The sequence below is a fragment of the Brachybacterium saurashtrense genome (genome assembly GCF_003355475.1).
Classification (GTDB): Bacteria; Actinomycetota; Actinomycetes; order Actinomycetales; family Dermabacteraceae; genus Brachybacterium; species Brachybacterium saurashtrense.
On the sequence record NZ_CP031356.1, the window covers coordinates 2,129,161 to 2,143,492 of the forward strand.

Here is a 14,332-nt window from a genome sequence, read left to right on the forward strand (position 1 = left end):
CTGTTCTCCACCTTTCAGCGATCCTCGTTGACCTCTCGTGCGACGTATTGGGCGTACTCCCGAGCTCGCGCGGCAGCAGCATCGGCGAGCTCCTTCTCGCCCTCACTCCCCCAGCCGCTCCCGACGAACTCCCAGGAAGACGACACCACCAACGTCGTGTCGTCGTCGGCCAGCAGTCGTGCTTCCAGGTTCGCCACGTCGAGCGGTTCGCCGGTCCGCTCCGATTCCGCCTTGAGTCGCGCGAACCGTCGTCTGGCCGCTCGCAACCGACCGAGGGTCACCGAGTAGGCGCGAGACTTCGTGGAGAAATGTCCCCGGAACCCGAGCATCCGCGCCCACTTCCCCAGCAGGAAGTACGGAGACTCCGGGTTGGAGGTCATCGCGCGCTTCGAAAGGTCGATGCACTCGTGTGCCATCCGCTGGTGGTGCGGGCGAGGGACACCGCTCTCGCTGGTGGATTTCGTCGCGTACTTCGCCAGGTATCCGGCCACCTGCCCGGCGTGGAGTTCGTCGCTGCACCGCACGTCGTCAAGGAGGTCCCCCGGTCGTCCAGTGCGCACGGTCCGCGCATCGAGCTGCACACCGAAGCGCAGCACGCGCGGCACGTCCGTACCATCGACCGGAGATGCCTCTACCTGCACGCCTCGCGCTGCCTGCTCCACCAGTCTTGCCAGCGTCAGGCCGTCGGCGGGGGCCGGGGAGCCGGGCCCATCGGGGCCGTCCAGCCGGATGAGCGCGTGGAAGTGCACGAGTCCGCGTGCCTGGAACTCCGCCACCTTCGCGTACTGCACCGTGGCGATCTTCCGCAGTCCCGTGCCGGTCACGCCGAGATGCCCGGCAAGCGCACGCCGGAGGGCGATCGTGGCGCGCCGCCACAGCTCCGGCGCGTGCCACTGCCACACCACAGCCGAGGCCCAGTCGTAGCACTCCCAGCAGAGGGGAGAACCCACCTGGTCGTCGCCGTCGTGATGGATCTTGTGGCAGCTGAGCACCTGACCGTGAGGGCAGGTCTCCGTATCCTGCCGAGGTCGGCACTGACCACCGTTGCGCACCCCGTGGACGTGCCCGAACGAGGGCGCCGTGAGCGTCGCGAACACCAGGGGGTTATCGGCCACGGCTTCCGGTACTTGCTTCCCACCGAGCAGGCCGGTGCGGATCAGCTCGAAGGTGTCGCGGGCATAGACGCGCGAGCAGGCTGGGCACCGATCTGCCCGCCGATTCCCGCAGGGAACGCGCACGTCGCCGCCCGAGTTCGAGGACGAGAAGTTCTCGACCGCTCCGGTGGCCGTATCCACCGTGACCGATGAACCCCGCAGCCGCACCGGGTGAGAGCACCACTGCACGCGCCGCGCGGCATCGGTCCACGCTGACCACGACCCCGCGCCGATCCGAGACTGCGCCGCCTCCTGGGCCGCATCAGTCAGTGTCGAGAGGTCGAGGTCCGGCAGGACTCCCGCTCCCGGCAACCGTGCGGAGACGTATCCGGCGACCAGCTCCTCACGCCCCGCCTCCGAGCGGACGCGGGCAGGATCAGCCACCCGCGCCCGCAGTGCCGACGCGATCACGCCGCCTCCGACCGAGACTTCCGAGGGGCCCGCTTCCGCCGAGGCCGGGGGCTCTGCTCGTCCGACGAGTTGTCCGCCGCCGTGTTGTTCCCCGATTCACCGCCGGAGTTCGCTCCCTCGGCAGATGCCGTCGGCCGGGTGATGGGGCCGATCACTGATCGCCTCAGGCTCGAGGCCTCCTTCGCGGAACGCGCGGCAGCGTCCACGGGCAGATAGCCGAACCGGACCACCTCACGGTCTCCGCTCTCCGATGAGACGACCGCATAGCCCGGGATCGCAGGCAGCGAGGTGGCGGTCGGATCGTTCGGGCCCGGGGCGGTGCCCATGATCGCCCTCTCCGCTTCGTGGGTCTTCACGCGGAAGGCGATGGCACTCGCAGCGTTCGACCCGATGGTCGTCGGGAGCGAATCTCTCGTCGGCTTCTGCGTCGTCGGGATCACCCACACACCCACCGAACGGCCCTTACGAACGAGGACGGAGATTGCCGCCTCAGTCCGCTGGCGATACCGGAGCGATTCCTTGTCGTCCCTCGGAATCAGCTCCTTGTCGAGTATCGCCTGGCACTCATCGATGACCAGCACCAGCAATGGCATATCCACCGAGGGACCGCCCGTGTCCCAGATGGATGGGCCGCCTCGCAGGTCGACCATCCGATCCAGTCGCTCACGCATCACCCCGACGACAGCTTCCAGCTCCAGGGCGATCCGTTCGCGGTCCTCGTCGTCCCGATTGAACAGCGCAGCCCGCGAGGCCAGCCATCCCCAGTCATGACCGCCCTTGCCGTCCCAGACGAGGAACTGCACAGCGGGGCACGGCACGAGGACGCTAAGCAATGCCGTCAGACCGCCCGTCTTGCCACCGCCCGGGAGTCCGCCGACCACGGTCCCGCTGCACTCCCGAATGCGATGGGTCGCCAGGCTCCCGTCGGCGCGCAACCCGTAAGGCACGGCATCCCAATCGCCGCTCCACTGCAACGGCTGCTCCAGGGGCGTCATCTCTGCCCGGGGGTCCCTGCGGACATCGCTCAAGAACGTGATCCGGTAGTGCCCACCGACGCCTGTCTGCTCGATCAAGGCGTCCTGGGCGCCATCGATGACAGCGAGGCGGTCACGCACCACGTTCTCGACCCAGAGCGGATCCGTCAGCGTGGCGAGCGGGGCATCGATCGTCCACACCCCGCGAGAGAACTCCGTCCGATACGAGGTGGCGTCGTTAGTGGCGATGAACCCGAAGTCCCGCAGCAGCCGGTTGCCGACTCTGCGCCTCTTCTGGCCACGTGCACGCTCCACCTCGGCCACCACCGGCAGCACCTTGCGCAGCCCTCGGAAGCGCCGCGACAGCACGAGCAGAATCACCAGGAGGATGGCGACGCCGAGAGCTCGATACGGTGCCGAGCTCAGAGACTCGACGTCCTTCGACAGAGCGAACGCGAACATCACGACCCAACCGAGCGTCACCCAGAAACGCCGCAGCACCCATGCCGTGGCGATGAACAGCCCACCGAGTACAGCGCCGAGAAGGACGCCCAGCCAGTCCTCGTCCTTCCTGGACGCCATCAGGCCGCGCTCTTCTTCGCCTCGTCAGCCCCGGCGATGGACTCGGCCGACCACGAGCAGGACACCGAGTTCGTCCTACGATCCACTCGGACCGACACCACGAGGCCCTCGAAGGTGACCGGACGGAACGGCTGAACCGTCGGCTGACTCATCGCACCCACGCTGACCTTCTCGGAGACCGTCGAGGCACGACCCCACTCCTCCGAGCGGTACACGCACTCGACCGCCCACAGCGGCATGCCCGTATCCGCGTGACGCGCCTGGTTGTCGCCGGGCCGGCGCTTCCCATCGACCTCGACCCACTCCATCACCGGCTCGACCACACCAGTGCCGATCATCTGCTGCTTGCTGCTGTCCACGGCGAACGTTGCCATCCGACTCAACTCCTCTTCGTAGATGCACCCACTCCAATAGGGGTGGCTCTATCCGAACGGTAGCAGCCGGAGGACCTTATTGCTAGCTCTATCACTCTGAGGACCCTTGTTTAGGGCCCTTAGAGGTACCCTTAGAGGCCAACCAGAGGAGGTGCCGTGTCATACGGATACAAGGAGCTTGCGGCGGAACTAAGGACACTGATCGCTCAGGGCACGCCCGCGCCCGGCGACACGCTGCCCCGACAGGCAGACCTCGCAGAGGAGTACGGCGTCAACGTAAAGACAGTACGTGCTGCCGTAGCGCTCCTGGAGGCCGAGGGACTCGTGACGCCCGTACGTCGGCGAGGGACAGTGGTCCGGGAGCAGCCCACGATGAAGCGACTCGGCGCAGAGCGGTACTCCAAGAGCAGATGGAAGTACGGCGACACAGTCGCATTCGCAGTCGACCGTGAGGCCAGCGACCAGCCTTGGGAGCCTTCGGACCAGACGCAGACTGTCGAGCTCATCGACGCTCCCCCGCGCGCCGCAGCAGCGCTCAACCTCAACACCGATGATCAGGTTTACGTGCGCAGCCGATTGGTCAAGCGAGAAGGACGTCCGACGCACTCACTGACTAGCTACTACCGGGAAGGCGACGTGGCCGGAACTCCGCTGGTCGATCCGACCCCCGGCCCAGCTGGGCGAGGCGGCGGATTCGCGGTACTCACACTCCAAGGCCTCGAACCACACGAGGTCACGGAGGCTTTCAACTCCCGCATGCCGACGCCTGACGAAATCTCACTGCTCGAGGTCCCTGCCGGTGAGCCAGTGATGATCATGGAGCGCACCGTCCGCACGGCGACAGGCCAACCCGTCGAGTTCGCCATCGGAGTCCACCGGGCGTCCCTGTTCTCCTGGCAGTACACATTCGAGATGCCAGACTGACGCCATGACCAACGAGCAGATCATGGCTGACGCTCAGACACTGTGGGACTACCACCAGCTCGACCACGAGCTGCGGCCCACGGACATCGCAATCGGTCTCGGCAGCCACGACATCGGCGTCGCTGAACATGCCGCCGACCTCTACCACCGAGGGCTGTTCCCGCTGATCGTCTTCACCGGCGCAAACGCTCCCACAACGGTAGACATTTTTCCACGCGGTGAGGCAACCCATTTCACCGAACGCGCCATCGAACTCGGCGTACCACTCAAGGCGATCCTGCAAGAGGCCGAGGCGAAGAATACAGGCGAGAACTTCACCCTGGTCAGAAGCCTCCTCGACCGCCAAGGTTTACGCCCGAAATCCGCCACACTTATAAGCCGCCCCTACCAGCAGCGTCGCGCATACGCAACCGTGAGAAAACTCTGGCCCGAACTCGGTGTTTCCTGCTCGTCCCGCCCTCAAAGCCTAGAATGCTACATAGAAAGCATCGGCGATTCGCACAAAGTTCTCAACATGCTCGTCGGCGACACCCAAAGAATTTGGAAGTATGCCGACGCAGGATTCGCAATAGCGCAACCCATTGATTGCGGCACCCTCCAAGCATATGAACACCTTGTCTCCCATGGGTTTACCAAAAGACTATTGCCGTAAACTCCTCGCCGCAAAGACGACTCCACGGCGTACGACTTGTAACCACCGGGATCGACAACGACCTCGAGTACTCCCACTGCCTAGCCGACGAGTCCCCTCTCGGTGGCAATCTCCGCGAGAGCTTCTCGCAATTCGCGCCGAGCAGTTTTAGTCAATCCGCGAAAATCGATGTAGCAGTGGCCGGGAGGGAGTTCATGGTTAGGGTCGGTCGAGTCATCTACGCATCTGCTCAACTCCTCCTCGACTTCTCCCACAGTCAATTCAGCGACACCAATAGAAGCCAGATTAAGCACATCCGTATAGTGCCGTCGTGCGCACTCAGCGGACACCTCGCCGTTCCGCGTGGAAGACAGCTTTCGCTGCTCATCTTCTCTCGCCACAAAGGCTTCGTCCGAAATGATCCCTTGATCATAAAATCGAGGATGGACCTGACGGTGTACCGCCTCGTCCTTATCGGTCATCAGCTCTTCCCAATGTTCTAGCATTGGAAACTTGTCGGCATCGGATGATGATTGGCGATCAGGCACCGAAAACACCCCCGATCTCTGCCTTAAGTGACCCCAGGTCCGTCCACTCCCAGTAACGCGTCGCAGAACGGTCAAACCTATTGAACCTTCGGGCGGATATCGAATCAACGTCAGTGATCGTCACAGTCGTACGCACTCCGGAGCCGCGCCAAACAAGCTGCACCCCACCGTCCTCGACCGGGAATATCGCGGGCCCTTCCGGAACGTTGTCTTCCGCCAAGACTTCACATGCAACTTCAGCGAGCTCAGGCGTAACAGTGTCACACTCACCATCTAGGTCGTCGGTCATCAACTCCAAAAGTCGATTTCCGGCACCACCAGAAGGCAGTTGCACTGCACTAATCTCATCCACTGACACCAGCTCAGAAATCCTGTTATCCTTGACCAGATACGAACCACTTAAGACTACATGTGTATCATGTCCCGGCATCGCCAATGCTTCACGAAAATCTTCGAACAGGTCTGGAAGATATCTAGCACTAACAACGCTCCCGTCCGCCATTCTTAAATGTCCAATTCGGCCGTCGGCGTCAACACCAGACAACCTCCCAGCAACTTGGCCGGTGCCCATCCGCGACCCTGGGGCCAGGGAATCAACGAAGGTGGATCTGATCGGAAACGTGTAATCATACTCTTCGCCATCGTGGCCCCAAAAGACTGGGTACTCCGAGGGGTCGAGCGAAGAGAAGAGGTGAGACACCTCCCTCTTGGCCTTCTCAGGAAAACCGTCCGGGAGTGCGCCGTTCCTCACGATCGAGATAAATGCATCGGAGACCGCGGAAGCAGCGGCCGCAGCCAACTCTCGATCAGAACGCGGTGTACCATCGATATCCAAATGCCCAACAGGCCCCTCAATCAGGGCAGCTGAGCCTAGTACTGGAATCGCACTACCAGGAGCGACATCCGAGAGGAATAGCTCGAAACGCTTGCCGAACCCCTTCGGAACCCTAACGCGATCCGGGTGATCCGCGCGCCACAGGTCCTCCGCAAGCGCAACGAAGAGACGACTTAGGCGAGACACCTCCGCAAGTGCACTGGCGGGGAAAGCGTTCCGCTCAAACCGACCACCATCAAACTTCATCTGCAACAGACTCTTTGCAGCTCCATCAGTGGGGTCATGTGTCATGCGCGCTAGCTTACCAGACAGGCCCGTCAGACCACGGAAGCATGCGACCCCCAAAGAACGCATTCCTGCAGGTCATCTAGCTATCTGGCCTTCTGGGTGCCAGCGGTCCACATCTGCTGGGCCTGGCTCCACTCTTGACGTGGCGAGGAACAGTTGCATCGGAGCGCAAGCCCAAGCTGTGTCGACCGTAACTGCGGGCAAGTGCCCGGCCAATCAGCAGAGCGTGATGGAACCTCTCGACCTTTCGGTCAGTATGTGGCCGGCAGGGGAGCTGATGCACTGGATGGCAGGTCAGATCAATTTCCGCCTCCCAGGCTGAGCTTGGGACCGAATGCAGTGCATCAGCATCGTCACGGTGGGTCTAATGGACGTAGCGCTGCCCGGATCCTGCTGAGAACCACGGGTTAGACAAGTCGCACTGCGGCAAGAACTATCGAACTGGCGTACCCTCTCGCGCGAAAAGAAATACGGCTCTGTCAAGAAAGAGTATTTTCTTCTCATTCATGATGGCACTTGGTGGGCACGTCTGCGGCCCGCTTTGCTCTGCTCGCATTTAGTCGGACATGCTCGTGAATCTCACTGCCGACCACCTAGGACTGCCTTCTGAAGACTTTCTGGAGGGAAGTCCGGCCAAATTCCATAAAGTGTGCCTAGCGACTCCTGAACATACTTGTCCATATCGAACCTAGGACGCAGGTCCATATCTGCGAGGCGCTTATTGATGTAGGACAAAAGGAACAGCAATACCGAGCCGGATGTTGACGTGTATGCCATCAGCTGTGAGTTTGGCCCTCTCTTCCCGATGTTGCCCGTGACCAAGTCCCCCCAAGTAAAGAACCCTCTATCCAAGATGCACAGCGAATCTAGTCCAGCCGTGTAATCCCCTTCGGATGAGAGCCGACTCGCCGCTGCACCAAGTGTGTCCATAGATGCACTCTCGTACGCAAAGACGTGCACCTGCGGAGGCATCGCATCCGACGTATACAGACTTTTGCTCGGGAGGTATGCCGTGCGCGGGAGGCTCTTCAGGCGGGTAGCGGCAGCCCAAGACTTTTCTAGTTCCGCAACGGTCAAATTGGACTTAACCTCAATCACTACCTCGCAGCACTCGATCGGCACTATTCGATAGCTATCTCCCTTCCACAACGGTGGAGTAATCGCATCAATGATCATCACATCGCACTGACCGGAGCGTTGGCCCGAACTAGAAATTAGTTCACCGCTCCCCGAGACTGCGGCGGACCGAAGCACATAGTCTTCCAAGAAGTTTCTCAGTAGATCCTCGCGGAGGGTGCCTTTGGAGCCTCTATGCTCCACGATTCCGCTACCCCGAAAGTCACTCTCCATCTTGTTAGCGATTTCTTCTAGAATCCGGTGTAAACCGTTGTCAGTGGCCATGAGCCCATCTTGCCATGTCTCTCATCCTGAGAGCACTGCGCTATGGATGCTGAGAGCTCCCCACGACCCATACTCGAGCAGAGCGCCTGCGCTGCTTGTGTGTCGTCGATCCAGACGTGAGGACTTTCCTTACTGACTCAAGGCGGCGGCTCCGCCGCCGCGCGGTGGCGCGGCGCCGTGCGCCCGCGTGTCCTCGCTGCGCTGCGGGCCGCGGTGCTCCGACGCCGCGTCACCGCATGGCAAAGCCGGTCCCCTCCAGCAAGAAGGAACCGGCCTCAGAAGAGCATCTCAGTCAGAGTCCAAAGAGCTCCTTGATCAGCGTTGCCTCGACCTCCGAAGATGCGACCAGGCGAAGCACCACCTGGATTCCCTCGGCTTCGATGCCCCACTGTCGCGCGGCGAACGCACGAACCTGCTCTTCCAGCTCTATGGGGTCACTAGCCGACAGGGCACCCACGGGCGTCAGCACCACGCCGAGGAACTCCCCGTCACGTTCACATGCGACGACGGCCGCTTCCCGTACTGCACGGCCGTAGAGCTGCGGAGCGGTCCGCTCGCCCCTGAAGTGTCTCCAGAGCGCAGTGTGATACCCGAACAGCTCGCGCGGCAGACGGACCACCGACGTGCCCTCAACCTCGTACTGTCCGGGCTCGAACCTCTCCACGAACTCTGCATACCGAGCGTTGTCCTCCGCCTCGATGTCTCGCTCTGTGTTGCCCATGTCGTTCTCCTTCTCTAGCGCTACTCGCTAACCGTTCTCCCTTGCAGGTGTCGGACCGGGGGGGGCACGCGCCAGCCGTGAGACAAGACGCTTCATTCGCAGGTTGGAATCGACCAGACCGCTTCTCGGCTCGTCGGACTGCCGCGAACGCTCCGCGTCCTTGCCCTCGGGGGCTTGCTGGGCACTTCGGTACGTGACCCCCTGGTGACCCCCGACGACGCAATCGGCACCGATCAACTCCCTTCGGACACCCCGTGCACCACCTGCAACGGCACGGGTGACAGCCCGCCCAGGACTCCTAAAGCGGGTGTCGCAGGTTCGAATCCTGCCGGGGGCACCATCGAACCCTCCCCGCGGGGCAGGGGCACAGCAGGGGCGTCGGTCCGCTCAGCGTCGGGCGCCGGTCTCCGCGCGATGATGCTCCCGCGCGACGCCGATCCACGCCTCCAGCCCCTCGTCCTCGGCGAGCGCTTCGGCGGCGACCTCGATCCACCCCGGCCCCATGCTCCGGCCCGCACCCATCTGCGCCTGCGCGGCACCGGGACGGGTCAGGAGCTCGTCATGCCGCTCGGCGTCGACCCTGGCCAGCAACGTGCCGTCCTTCTGGACGCTGACCAGCATCCGCTCGTCCACCATCACGGCCCGGCCGCCGAACATGGAGACCTCGCGCACCGTCCCCTCATCCGCGATCAGCGCGCGGACCTGCGCGAGGAGCTCTGCCTGCTCCGGTGTCATCGCCATCACCGCCTCACTCCCCCGCCGGCGCGTAGGAGAGACGGTCGAAGATCAGCACGCTCTCGGCGATCCTCGCGTCCCGGACGGTGAACAGCTCGGCGGCCGGGGTCGTGGTGGTCGCGGCCGTCTGCGGGTAGTAGAAGAGGGTGACCTGCTCGCCTCCTGCGAACTCGGCGATGTCGCCGATGCCGGTGAGCATCGGGGCGAAGCCGCCGAGGAACTGCGCGTAGGCCCCCTCGCCGTGCAGGTCGACGCCGGGGGCTCGGCACACGATGTCGTCGTCGACGAGGCGCATCGCCGCCTCGATGTCACCGCTCGTCCAGGCGAGATGGTAGGCCGTCACGAGGTCGAGTGTCGGGGACTGGGACATGGTTTCGTCCTTCGGTGGGGCCGCCCGGCGGCGGCGTTCTCGGTCAGTCGGGCAGCGGCCGCCAGAGGTCGGGACCCGGGTCTCCTCCGGCGCCGACGATCGCGAGGCGCGGCAGGAAGTTCGCCCATCCGTCGGCGTGGCCGCGCACCTCGGGCTCGGGCAGGTCGGAGTGGCAGAGGTCGACCCGGGTGCCGCCCTCGGTGGCGGTGAGCCGGAACTCGACGGTGGAGGCGCCTGCGGGGAGGTCCTCGCTGCCGGCGAATCCCCAGCTGACCACCACGCGGTGCGGGGGGTCGAGGTGCAGGAACTCGCCGCGGACGGGGTGGCCGGCGATGTCGACGGCGAAGCGGCCGCCGGGGGTCGGGTCGAGGTCGGCGCGGTGTCCCATCCAGGCCGTCAGGCCGTCCTCGGTGACGAGGTGCGCATAGACCGCCTCCGGCGGCGCCTCGATCTCGATGTGGTCTCGGAACTCAGCCACGGGGCGCCTGCTGCCGGGACTCGACGGCGGCCTTGAGGTCCGCGAGCGTGGCGGGCCAGAAGTCGTCCAGGTAGGAGCGCACGGCGGCGAGACCGTCGGTGTCGACCACGAAGAGGTGGCGGGTGCCGTCGCGACTGCTGGCGGCGAGGCCCGCCCGGCGGAGCACCCCGAGGTGGTGGGAGGTGGTCTGCTGGGAGAGTCCGAGCTCGTCCGCGATCTCCCCGACCGGCTGGGGCGAGGAGCGGATCACCCCCAGTATCGCCCGGCGGTTGCCGTCCGCGAGCGCGCGCAGGGCGAGATCGAGCGCGGGATCGGGAGCGGGAAAGGTCTGTGCCGCCACGGCCTGGCTCCTTCGTCGTCGTGACGGCACCGTAGCACAAACATACATTTGTACTCATGATGACTGGTGGCTCGGCGGACCCCGGGAGCGGCCCCGAGGCGCCGCCCTTGACCCCCGCCCGGAAGGAGCGAATCATCCGGGGCATGAGCACTGCCTTCGTCACCACCGCCTACGGCGGGCCCGAGCACCAGGAGCTGATCGCCCGGGAGGCGCCCGCGCCGCGCTCCGGGGAGATCGCGATCGAGGTGCGCGTGGCCGGGGTGAACCCGGCCGATGCGAAGCGGCGCGAGGGCCTGTTCGGCCGCTCCGGTGCGCTGCCGATGGTGCTGGGCCTGGAGGCGGCGGGCGTGGTCACCGCGCTCGGCGAGGGGGTGGAGGGCTTCGCGGTCGGGGACGACGTGCTGGGCCCGCCCGCCCGGGGGCTCGGCGCCTTCGCCGCGCACACCGTCCTGCGCGCGGCCGATGCCGTGCACCGCCCCGCCGAGGTCGCCTGCGAGCAGGCGGCGACGCTCCCGGTCGCGGGCACCACCGCCTGGGATCTCGCCTCCTCCGCCGCGCCGGGCGAGACCGTGCTGGTCCTCGGCGCGGGCGGGGGCGTGGGCCGGATGGCGGTGCAGGTCGCCGTCGCGGCCGGGGCGCGGGTGCTCGGCATCGCCTCGGCGCGGAAGAAGGGGCTGGTCGAGTCCGCCGGCGCCGTGCACGTGCCCTCCGGCGACGGCGCCTCGGACGCCGCCCGGGCGCTCGCGCCCGAGGGGGCCGATCTGCTGCTCGACCTCGTGGGCGGGCGGCCGCTGCGGGACCTCGCCCCGCTCGTGAAGGACCCCTCGCGGATCCTCTCCGCCGCGGACCAGCCCACTGCCGAGGAGCTCGGCGGGGCGGGCCGCCCCTCCTCCCGCGACGCGCTCGCCCGGATCACGCAGCTGGTCGCGGAGGGCGCTGTGGACCCGCACGTCACCGCCCGGTTCCCGCTGGTCTCCGCGGCGGAGGCGATGGCCGCGGTCGAATCCGGGCACAGCGGCGGGAAGATCGTGCTCATCCCCTGAGCTCCTCCGCACCCCGCCCGCCGGCGCTGACCCGGCGGTAGCGTGGAGAGGGTGACCACCACCGACGCCGCCTCCACCACCCCCACCGACTCCCACGGCTCCGACGACTCTGCGCCGTCGGCCGCTTCCACGGACCTCTTCACGGGCTTCTCGGACCCCGAGGCGCTGCTGCGCCTGCCGCGCCTCGCCGCCGTGACCGCCCTGCCCGGCGGGCGCGTGCTCGCCGCGATCCAGGAGGCGGACGAGCACGGCGCGAGGACCCCGTCGGCCCTGTGGGAGCTGGATCCCGCGGGCGCGGCGCCCGCGCGCCGGCTCACCCGCTCGGAGAAGGGCGAGTCCTCGCCGAAGCCCGGCCCGGACGGCGCGGTGCTGTTCGCCTCCGCCCGCCCCGATCCCGCGGGCGGCGGGTTCGAGGACCGGTCCGGCATCTGGCGCCTGCCCGCAAGCGGGGAGCCGGAGCTGGTCGCCGCGGCGCCCGGCGGGCTCGAGCTGCTCGCCGTCGCGGACGACGGCACGATGCTCGCGGCGACCTCGGTGCTGCCCGGCGGAACCCTCGAGGACGACGCCGAGCGCCGCCGGGCCCGCACGGACGCGAAGCGCACCACCATCTGGCACACCGGCATGCCGATCCGGCAGTGGGACCACGAGATCGGCGACCAGGAGCGCCACCTCGTGCTCGTCTCCCCGGCCGGGGAGCTCACCGATCTCACCCCGGGCGTCGGCACAGTGGCGCTGACCTCCGCCTCGGCGGACCTCTCCCCCGATGCGCGCACGGTGGCGACGTCGTGGACCCGCCGGGTCCCCGGCGGCGAGACCCGCAGCGACCTGGTGCTGCTGGACGTCGCCTCCGGCGAGCGGACCGCCCTGCTCACCGCGGACGACGAGGCCCAGTTCTCCTCCCCCTCCTTCTCGCCGGACGGGGCGCACCTGGCCCTGCTGCGCTCGACCCTGTCCACGCCGAGCGACACCAGCTACACCCGCCTGGAGATCCGCGCCCTCGACGGCGGCGCGACGGTCACCGCCGAGCTCGGCGACCTCACCCCGGGCGCTCTGGAGTGGGCGGACGCGACGACCCTGCTGGTGGCCGGGGACCTGCACTCCTCCGGCGCGGTCCTCGCCATCGACGCGACCACCGGCGCCTCCCGCACCCTCGCGGGGGACGGGGTGTTCTCCTCGCTCTCCGCCGCCGAGGACGGGACGGTCCTCGCGCTGCGCAGCGATGTGGGCACCCCGCCGCGGCCCGTGCGGATCGCGGCCGACGGGTCGGCCTCGGAGCTGCTCGCGCCGGGCGCCGTCGGCGCGCTGCCGGGCACCCTCGAGTGGGTGAGCACGGACGTGGACGGCATCGAGGTGGGCGGCTGGCTGTGCGTCCCGGCGAGCGCGAGCGCCGCCGCGCCGGCGCCGGTGATGCTGTGGATCCACGGCGGCCCGCATGGCTCCTACAACGCGTGGAGCTGGCGCTGGTGCCCGTGGCTGGCCGTGGAGCGAGGCTACGCGGTGCTGATGCCGGATCCGGCGATGTCCACCGGGTACGGGGACGCGGGGCTGAACCGCGGCTGGCCGCGCCGGCCCGACGTGGTGTTCCGCGAGTGCGAGACCCTGTTCGACCAGGTGCTGGAGCGTGCGGAGCTGGACGGCACGCGCACCGCGCTGCTGGGTGCCTCCTTCGGCGGGTTCATGACGAACTGGATCGCGGGGCGCAGCGACCGCTTCGACGCGATCGTCACCCATGCGGGGCTGTGGGCGCTGCCGCAGCAGCACCGCACCACGGACGCCGCCGCGGGGAAGATGCGCGTGCACGGCCACGAGGACGAGCACCCGGACTGGTACCGCGCCTTCTCCCCGCACCACGAGGTGGACGCGATCTCCACCCCGATGCTCCTCACGCACGGCAATCGCGACTACCGGGTGCCGATCTCCGAGGCGCTGCGGCTGTGGTGGGACCTGGTCTCCGCCTGGGACGGGGCGCCGGAGGACATGCCGCACCGCTTCCTACAGCTGACCAGCGAGAACCACTGGGTGCTCACGCCCTCGAACGCGGTGACCTGGAACCGGGCGGTGCTGGCTTTCTGCGATCAGCACGTGCGCGGCGGTGAGGCGGTGCCGGACGTGCTGCCGTGGTGACCGGGCACGGATAGGCTGGCGGCGGCCGCCCGGGCACCCCCGGGGGTCGCCAGCCCGCCGGACGGAGTCCCCATGTCCCACCCCTCTCGTCGTCGCTTCGACGCCACCTGGCTGCCCTTCGGGATGATGATCGGCTTCGTGGTGGGCATCGGGACGGGCCTGGCGGTGATCGAGAACCTCCTCGTGGGCGCGGTGATCGGCGTGCTCGTGGGGGCGGCGCTGGGAGCGGTGCTGGGGCTGCGCGGCGGCGACCGCACGGTCGACGACGAGGATGAGCTGGACGAGCGCTACCGCCGCGAGCACGGCGATCCCCGCCCGCGCGGCCCCGAGCAGTGAGACACCCCATTTCCTGCACATGGCGTCAGCTTGACCGTTTCTTGACCTTCTGACACGGTGTGA

General features: G+C 66.8%; 16 protein-coding genes. 5 read left to right on the forward strand and 11 right to left on the reverse strand.

Annotation, left to right across the window (positions count from 1 at the left end):
* Positions 1–14 precede the first annotated feature (14 nt).
* Genes DWV08_RS09725 through DWV08_RS09735 form a run of 3 tightly spaced genes read right to left on the reverse strand, consistent with a single transcriptional unit; the run spans position 15 to position 3,495 of the window.
* Complete coding sequence (locus DWV08_RS09725; protein WP_115413602.1) at positions 15–1,565, reverse strand: replication initiator; 1,551 nt, start codon at positions 1,563–1,565, stop codon at positions 15–17.
* Positions 1,562–3,121: a hypothetical protein gene (locus DWV08_RS09730; protein WP_115413603.1), complete on the reverse strand. Its 1,560-nt coding sequence runs from the start codon at positions 3,119–3,121 to the stop codon at positions 1,562–1,564. Before DWV08_RS09730 ends, DWV08_RS09725 begins: the two co-directional genes overlap by 4 nt.
* On the reverse strand, positions 3,121–3,495 hold the full coding sequence (locus tag DWV08_RS09735; RefSeq protein WP_115413604.1) for a hypothetical protein: 375 nt from the start codon (positions 3,493–3,495) through the stop codon (positions 3,121–3,123). Before DWV08_RS09735 ends, DWV08_RS09730 begins: the two co-directional genes overlap by 1 nt.
* Positions 3,496–3,651: 156 nt before the next feature.
* Between DWV08_RS09735 and DWV08_RS09740 the strand changes: the two genes are divergently transcribed.
* The gene (locus DWV08_RS09740) at positions 3,652–4,419 is read left to right on the forward strand and encodes a GntR family transcriptional regulator (RefSeq protein WP_115413605.1); all 768 of its coding nucleotides are present in this window, start codon (positions 3,652–3,654) and stop codon (positions 4,417–4,419) included.
* A gap of 4 nt (positions 4,420–4,423) precedes the next feature.
* Positions 4,424–5,071, forward strand: coding sequence for a YdcF family protein (locus tag DWV08_RS09745; protein ID WP_115413606.1), 648 nt, complete (start codon positions 4,424–4,426; stop codon positions 5,069–5,071).
* An 80-nt stretch (positions 5,072–5,151) separates the two neighbouring features.
* Here the strand turns inward: DWV08_RS09745 and DWV08_RS16745 are convergent, their stop codons facing one another.
* The 8 genes from DWV08_RS16745 to DWV08_RS09775 form a co-directional block, all read right to left on the reverse strand.
* Entirely contained in the window at positions 5,152–5,598 is a 447-nt protein-coding gene (locus DWV08_RS16745) for a hypothetical protein (protein ID WP_127097457.1), read from the reverse strand.
* Positions 5,591–6,724, reverse strand: coding sequence for a hypothetical protein (locus DWV08_RS16750; protein WP_127097458.1), 1,134 nt, complete (start codon positions 6,722–6,724; stop codon positions 5,591–5,593). Before DWV08_RS16750 ends, DWV08_RS16745 begins: the two co-directional genes overlap by 8 nt.
* 576 nt (positions 6,725–7,300) lie before the next feature.
* Positions 7,301–8,122: a DUF6602 domain-containing protein gene (locus DWV08_RS16755; protein ID WP_127097459.1), complete on the reverse strand. Its 822-nt coding sequence runs from the start codon at positions 8,120–8,122 to the stop codon at positions 7,301–7,303.
* A gap of 292 nt (positions 8,123–8,414) precedes the next feature.
* Positions 8,415–8,843, reverse strand: coding sequence for a hypothetical protein (locus tag DWV08_RS09755; RefSeq protein WP_115413608.1), 429 nt, complete (start codon positions 8,841–8,843; stop codon positions 8,415–8,417).
* Positions 8,844–9,230: 387 nt separating this feature from the next.
* Positions 9,231–9,584, reverse strand: a complete 354-nt coding sequence (locus DWV08_RS09760; RefSeq protein ID WP_241237208.1) for a TfoX/Sxy family protein — start codon at positions 9,582–9,584, stop codon at positions 9,231–9,233.
* Positions 9,585–9,591: 7 nt separating this feature from the next.
* Complete coding sequence (locus tag DWV08_RS09765; RefSeq protein ID WP_115413610.1) at positions 9,592–9,948, reverse strand: nuclear transport factor 2 family protein; 357 nt, start codon at positions 9,946–9,948, stop codon at positions 9,592–9,594.
* A gap of 43 nt (positions 9,949–9,991) precedes the next feature.
* Positions 9,992–10,426 (reverse strand): SRPBCC family protein, encoded by a 435-nt coding sequence (locus DWV08_RS09770; RefSeq protein ID WP_115413611.1) that lies wholly within the window; start codon positions 10,424–10,426, stop codon positions 9,992–9,994.
* Positions 10,419–10,766 carry an ArsR/SmtB family transcription factor gene (locus tag DWV08_RS09775; protein WP_241237209.1) on the reverse strand — a complete coding sequence of 116 codons (348 nt, stop codon included), beginning with the start codon at positions 10,764–10,766 and terminating at the stop codon, positions 10,419–10,421. The genes DWV08_RS09770 and DWV08_RS09775 overlap by 8 nt, the downstream gene beginning before the upstream one ends.
* Positions 10,767–10,909: 143 nt before the next feature.
* Between DWV08_RS09775 and DWV08_RS09780 the strand changes: the two genes are divergently transcribed.
* The 3 genes from DWV08_RS09780 (at position 10,910) to DWV08_RS09790 (ending at position 14,269) form a co-directional block, all read left to right on the forward strand.
* Positions 10,910–11,809, forward strand: a complete 900-nt coding sequence (locus DWV08_RS09780; RefSeq protein ID WP_115413613.1) for an NADP-dependent oxidoreductase — start codon at positions 10,910–10,912, stop codon at positions 11,807–11,809.
* 51 nt (positions 11,810–11,860) lie between these two features.
* Positions 11,861–13,933 (forward strand): S9 family peptidase, encoded by a 2,073-nt coding sequence (locus DWV08_RS09785; protein ID WP_115413614.1) that lies wholly within the window; start codon positions 11,861–11,863, stop codon positions 13,931–13,933.
* 72 nt (positions 13,934–14,005) lie between these two features.
* Complete coding sequence (locus tag DWV08_RS09790) at positions 14,006–14,269, forward strand: hypothetical protein (protein ID WP_115413615.1); 264 nt, start codon at positions 14,006–14,008, stop codon at positions 14,267–14,269.
* Positions 14,270–14,332: the final 63 nt, after the last annotated feature.

Bases quoted from the DNA above. Each gene is read 5' to 3' on its own strand.
- DWV08_RS09730 (WP_115413603.1), bottom strand. From the start codon at position 3,121: ATGGCGTCCAGGAAGGACGAGGACTGGCTGGGCGTCCTTCTCGGCGCT.
- DWV08_RS09735 (WP_115413604.1), bottom strand. From the start codon at position 3,495: ATGGCAACGTTCGCCGTGGACAGCAGCAAGCAGCAGATGATCGGCACT.
- DWV08_RS09745 (WP_115413606.1), top strand. From the start codon at position 4,424: ATGACCAACGAGCAGATCATGGCTGACGCTCAGACACTGTGGGACTAC.
- DWV08_RS16750 (WP_127097458.1), bottom strand. From the start codon at position 6,724: ATGACACATGACCCCACTGATGGAGCTGCAAAGAGTCTGTTGCAGATG.
- DWV08_RS16755 (WP_127097459.1), bottom strand. From the start codon at position 8,122: ATGGCCACTGACAACGGTTTACACCGGATTCTAGAAGAAATCGCTAAC.
- DWV08_RS09755 (WP_115413608.1), bottom strand. From the start codon at position 8,843: ATGGGCAACACAGAGCGAGACATCGAGGCGGAGGACAACGCTCGGTAT.
- DWV08_RS09760 (WP_241237208.1), bottom strand. From the start codon at position 9,584: ATGGCGATGACACCGGAGCAGGCAGAGCTCCTCGCGCAGGTCCGCGCG.
- DWV08_RS09765 (WP_115413610.1), bottom strand. From the start codon at position 9,948: ATGTCCCAGTCCCCGACACTCGACCTCGTGACGGCCTACCATCTCGCC.
- DWV08_RS09780 (WP_115413613.1), top strand. From the start codon at position 10,910: ATGAGCACTGCCTTCGTCACCACCGCCTACGGCGGGCCCGAGCACCAG.
- DWV08_RS09790 (WP_115413615.1), top strand. From the start codon at position 14,006: ATGTCCCACCCCTCTCGTCGTCGCTTCGACGCCACCTGGCTGCCCTTC.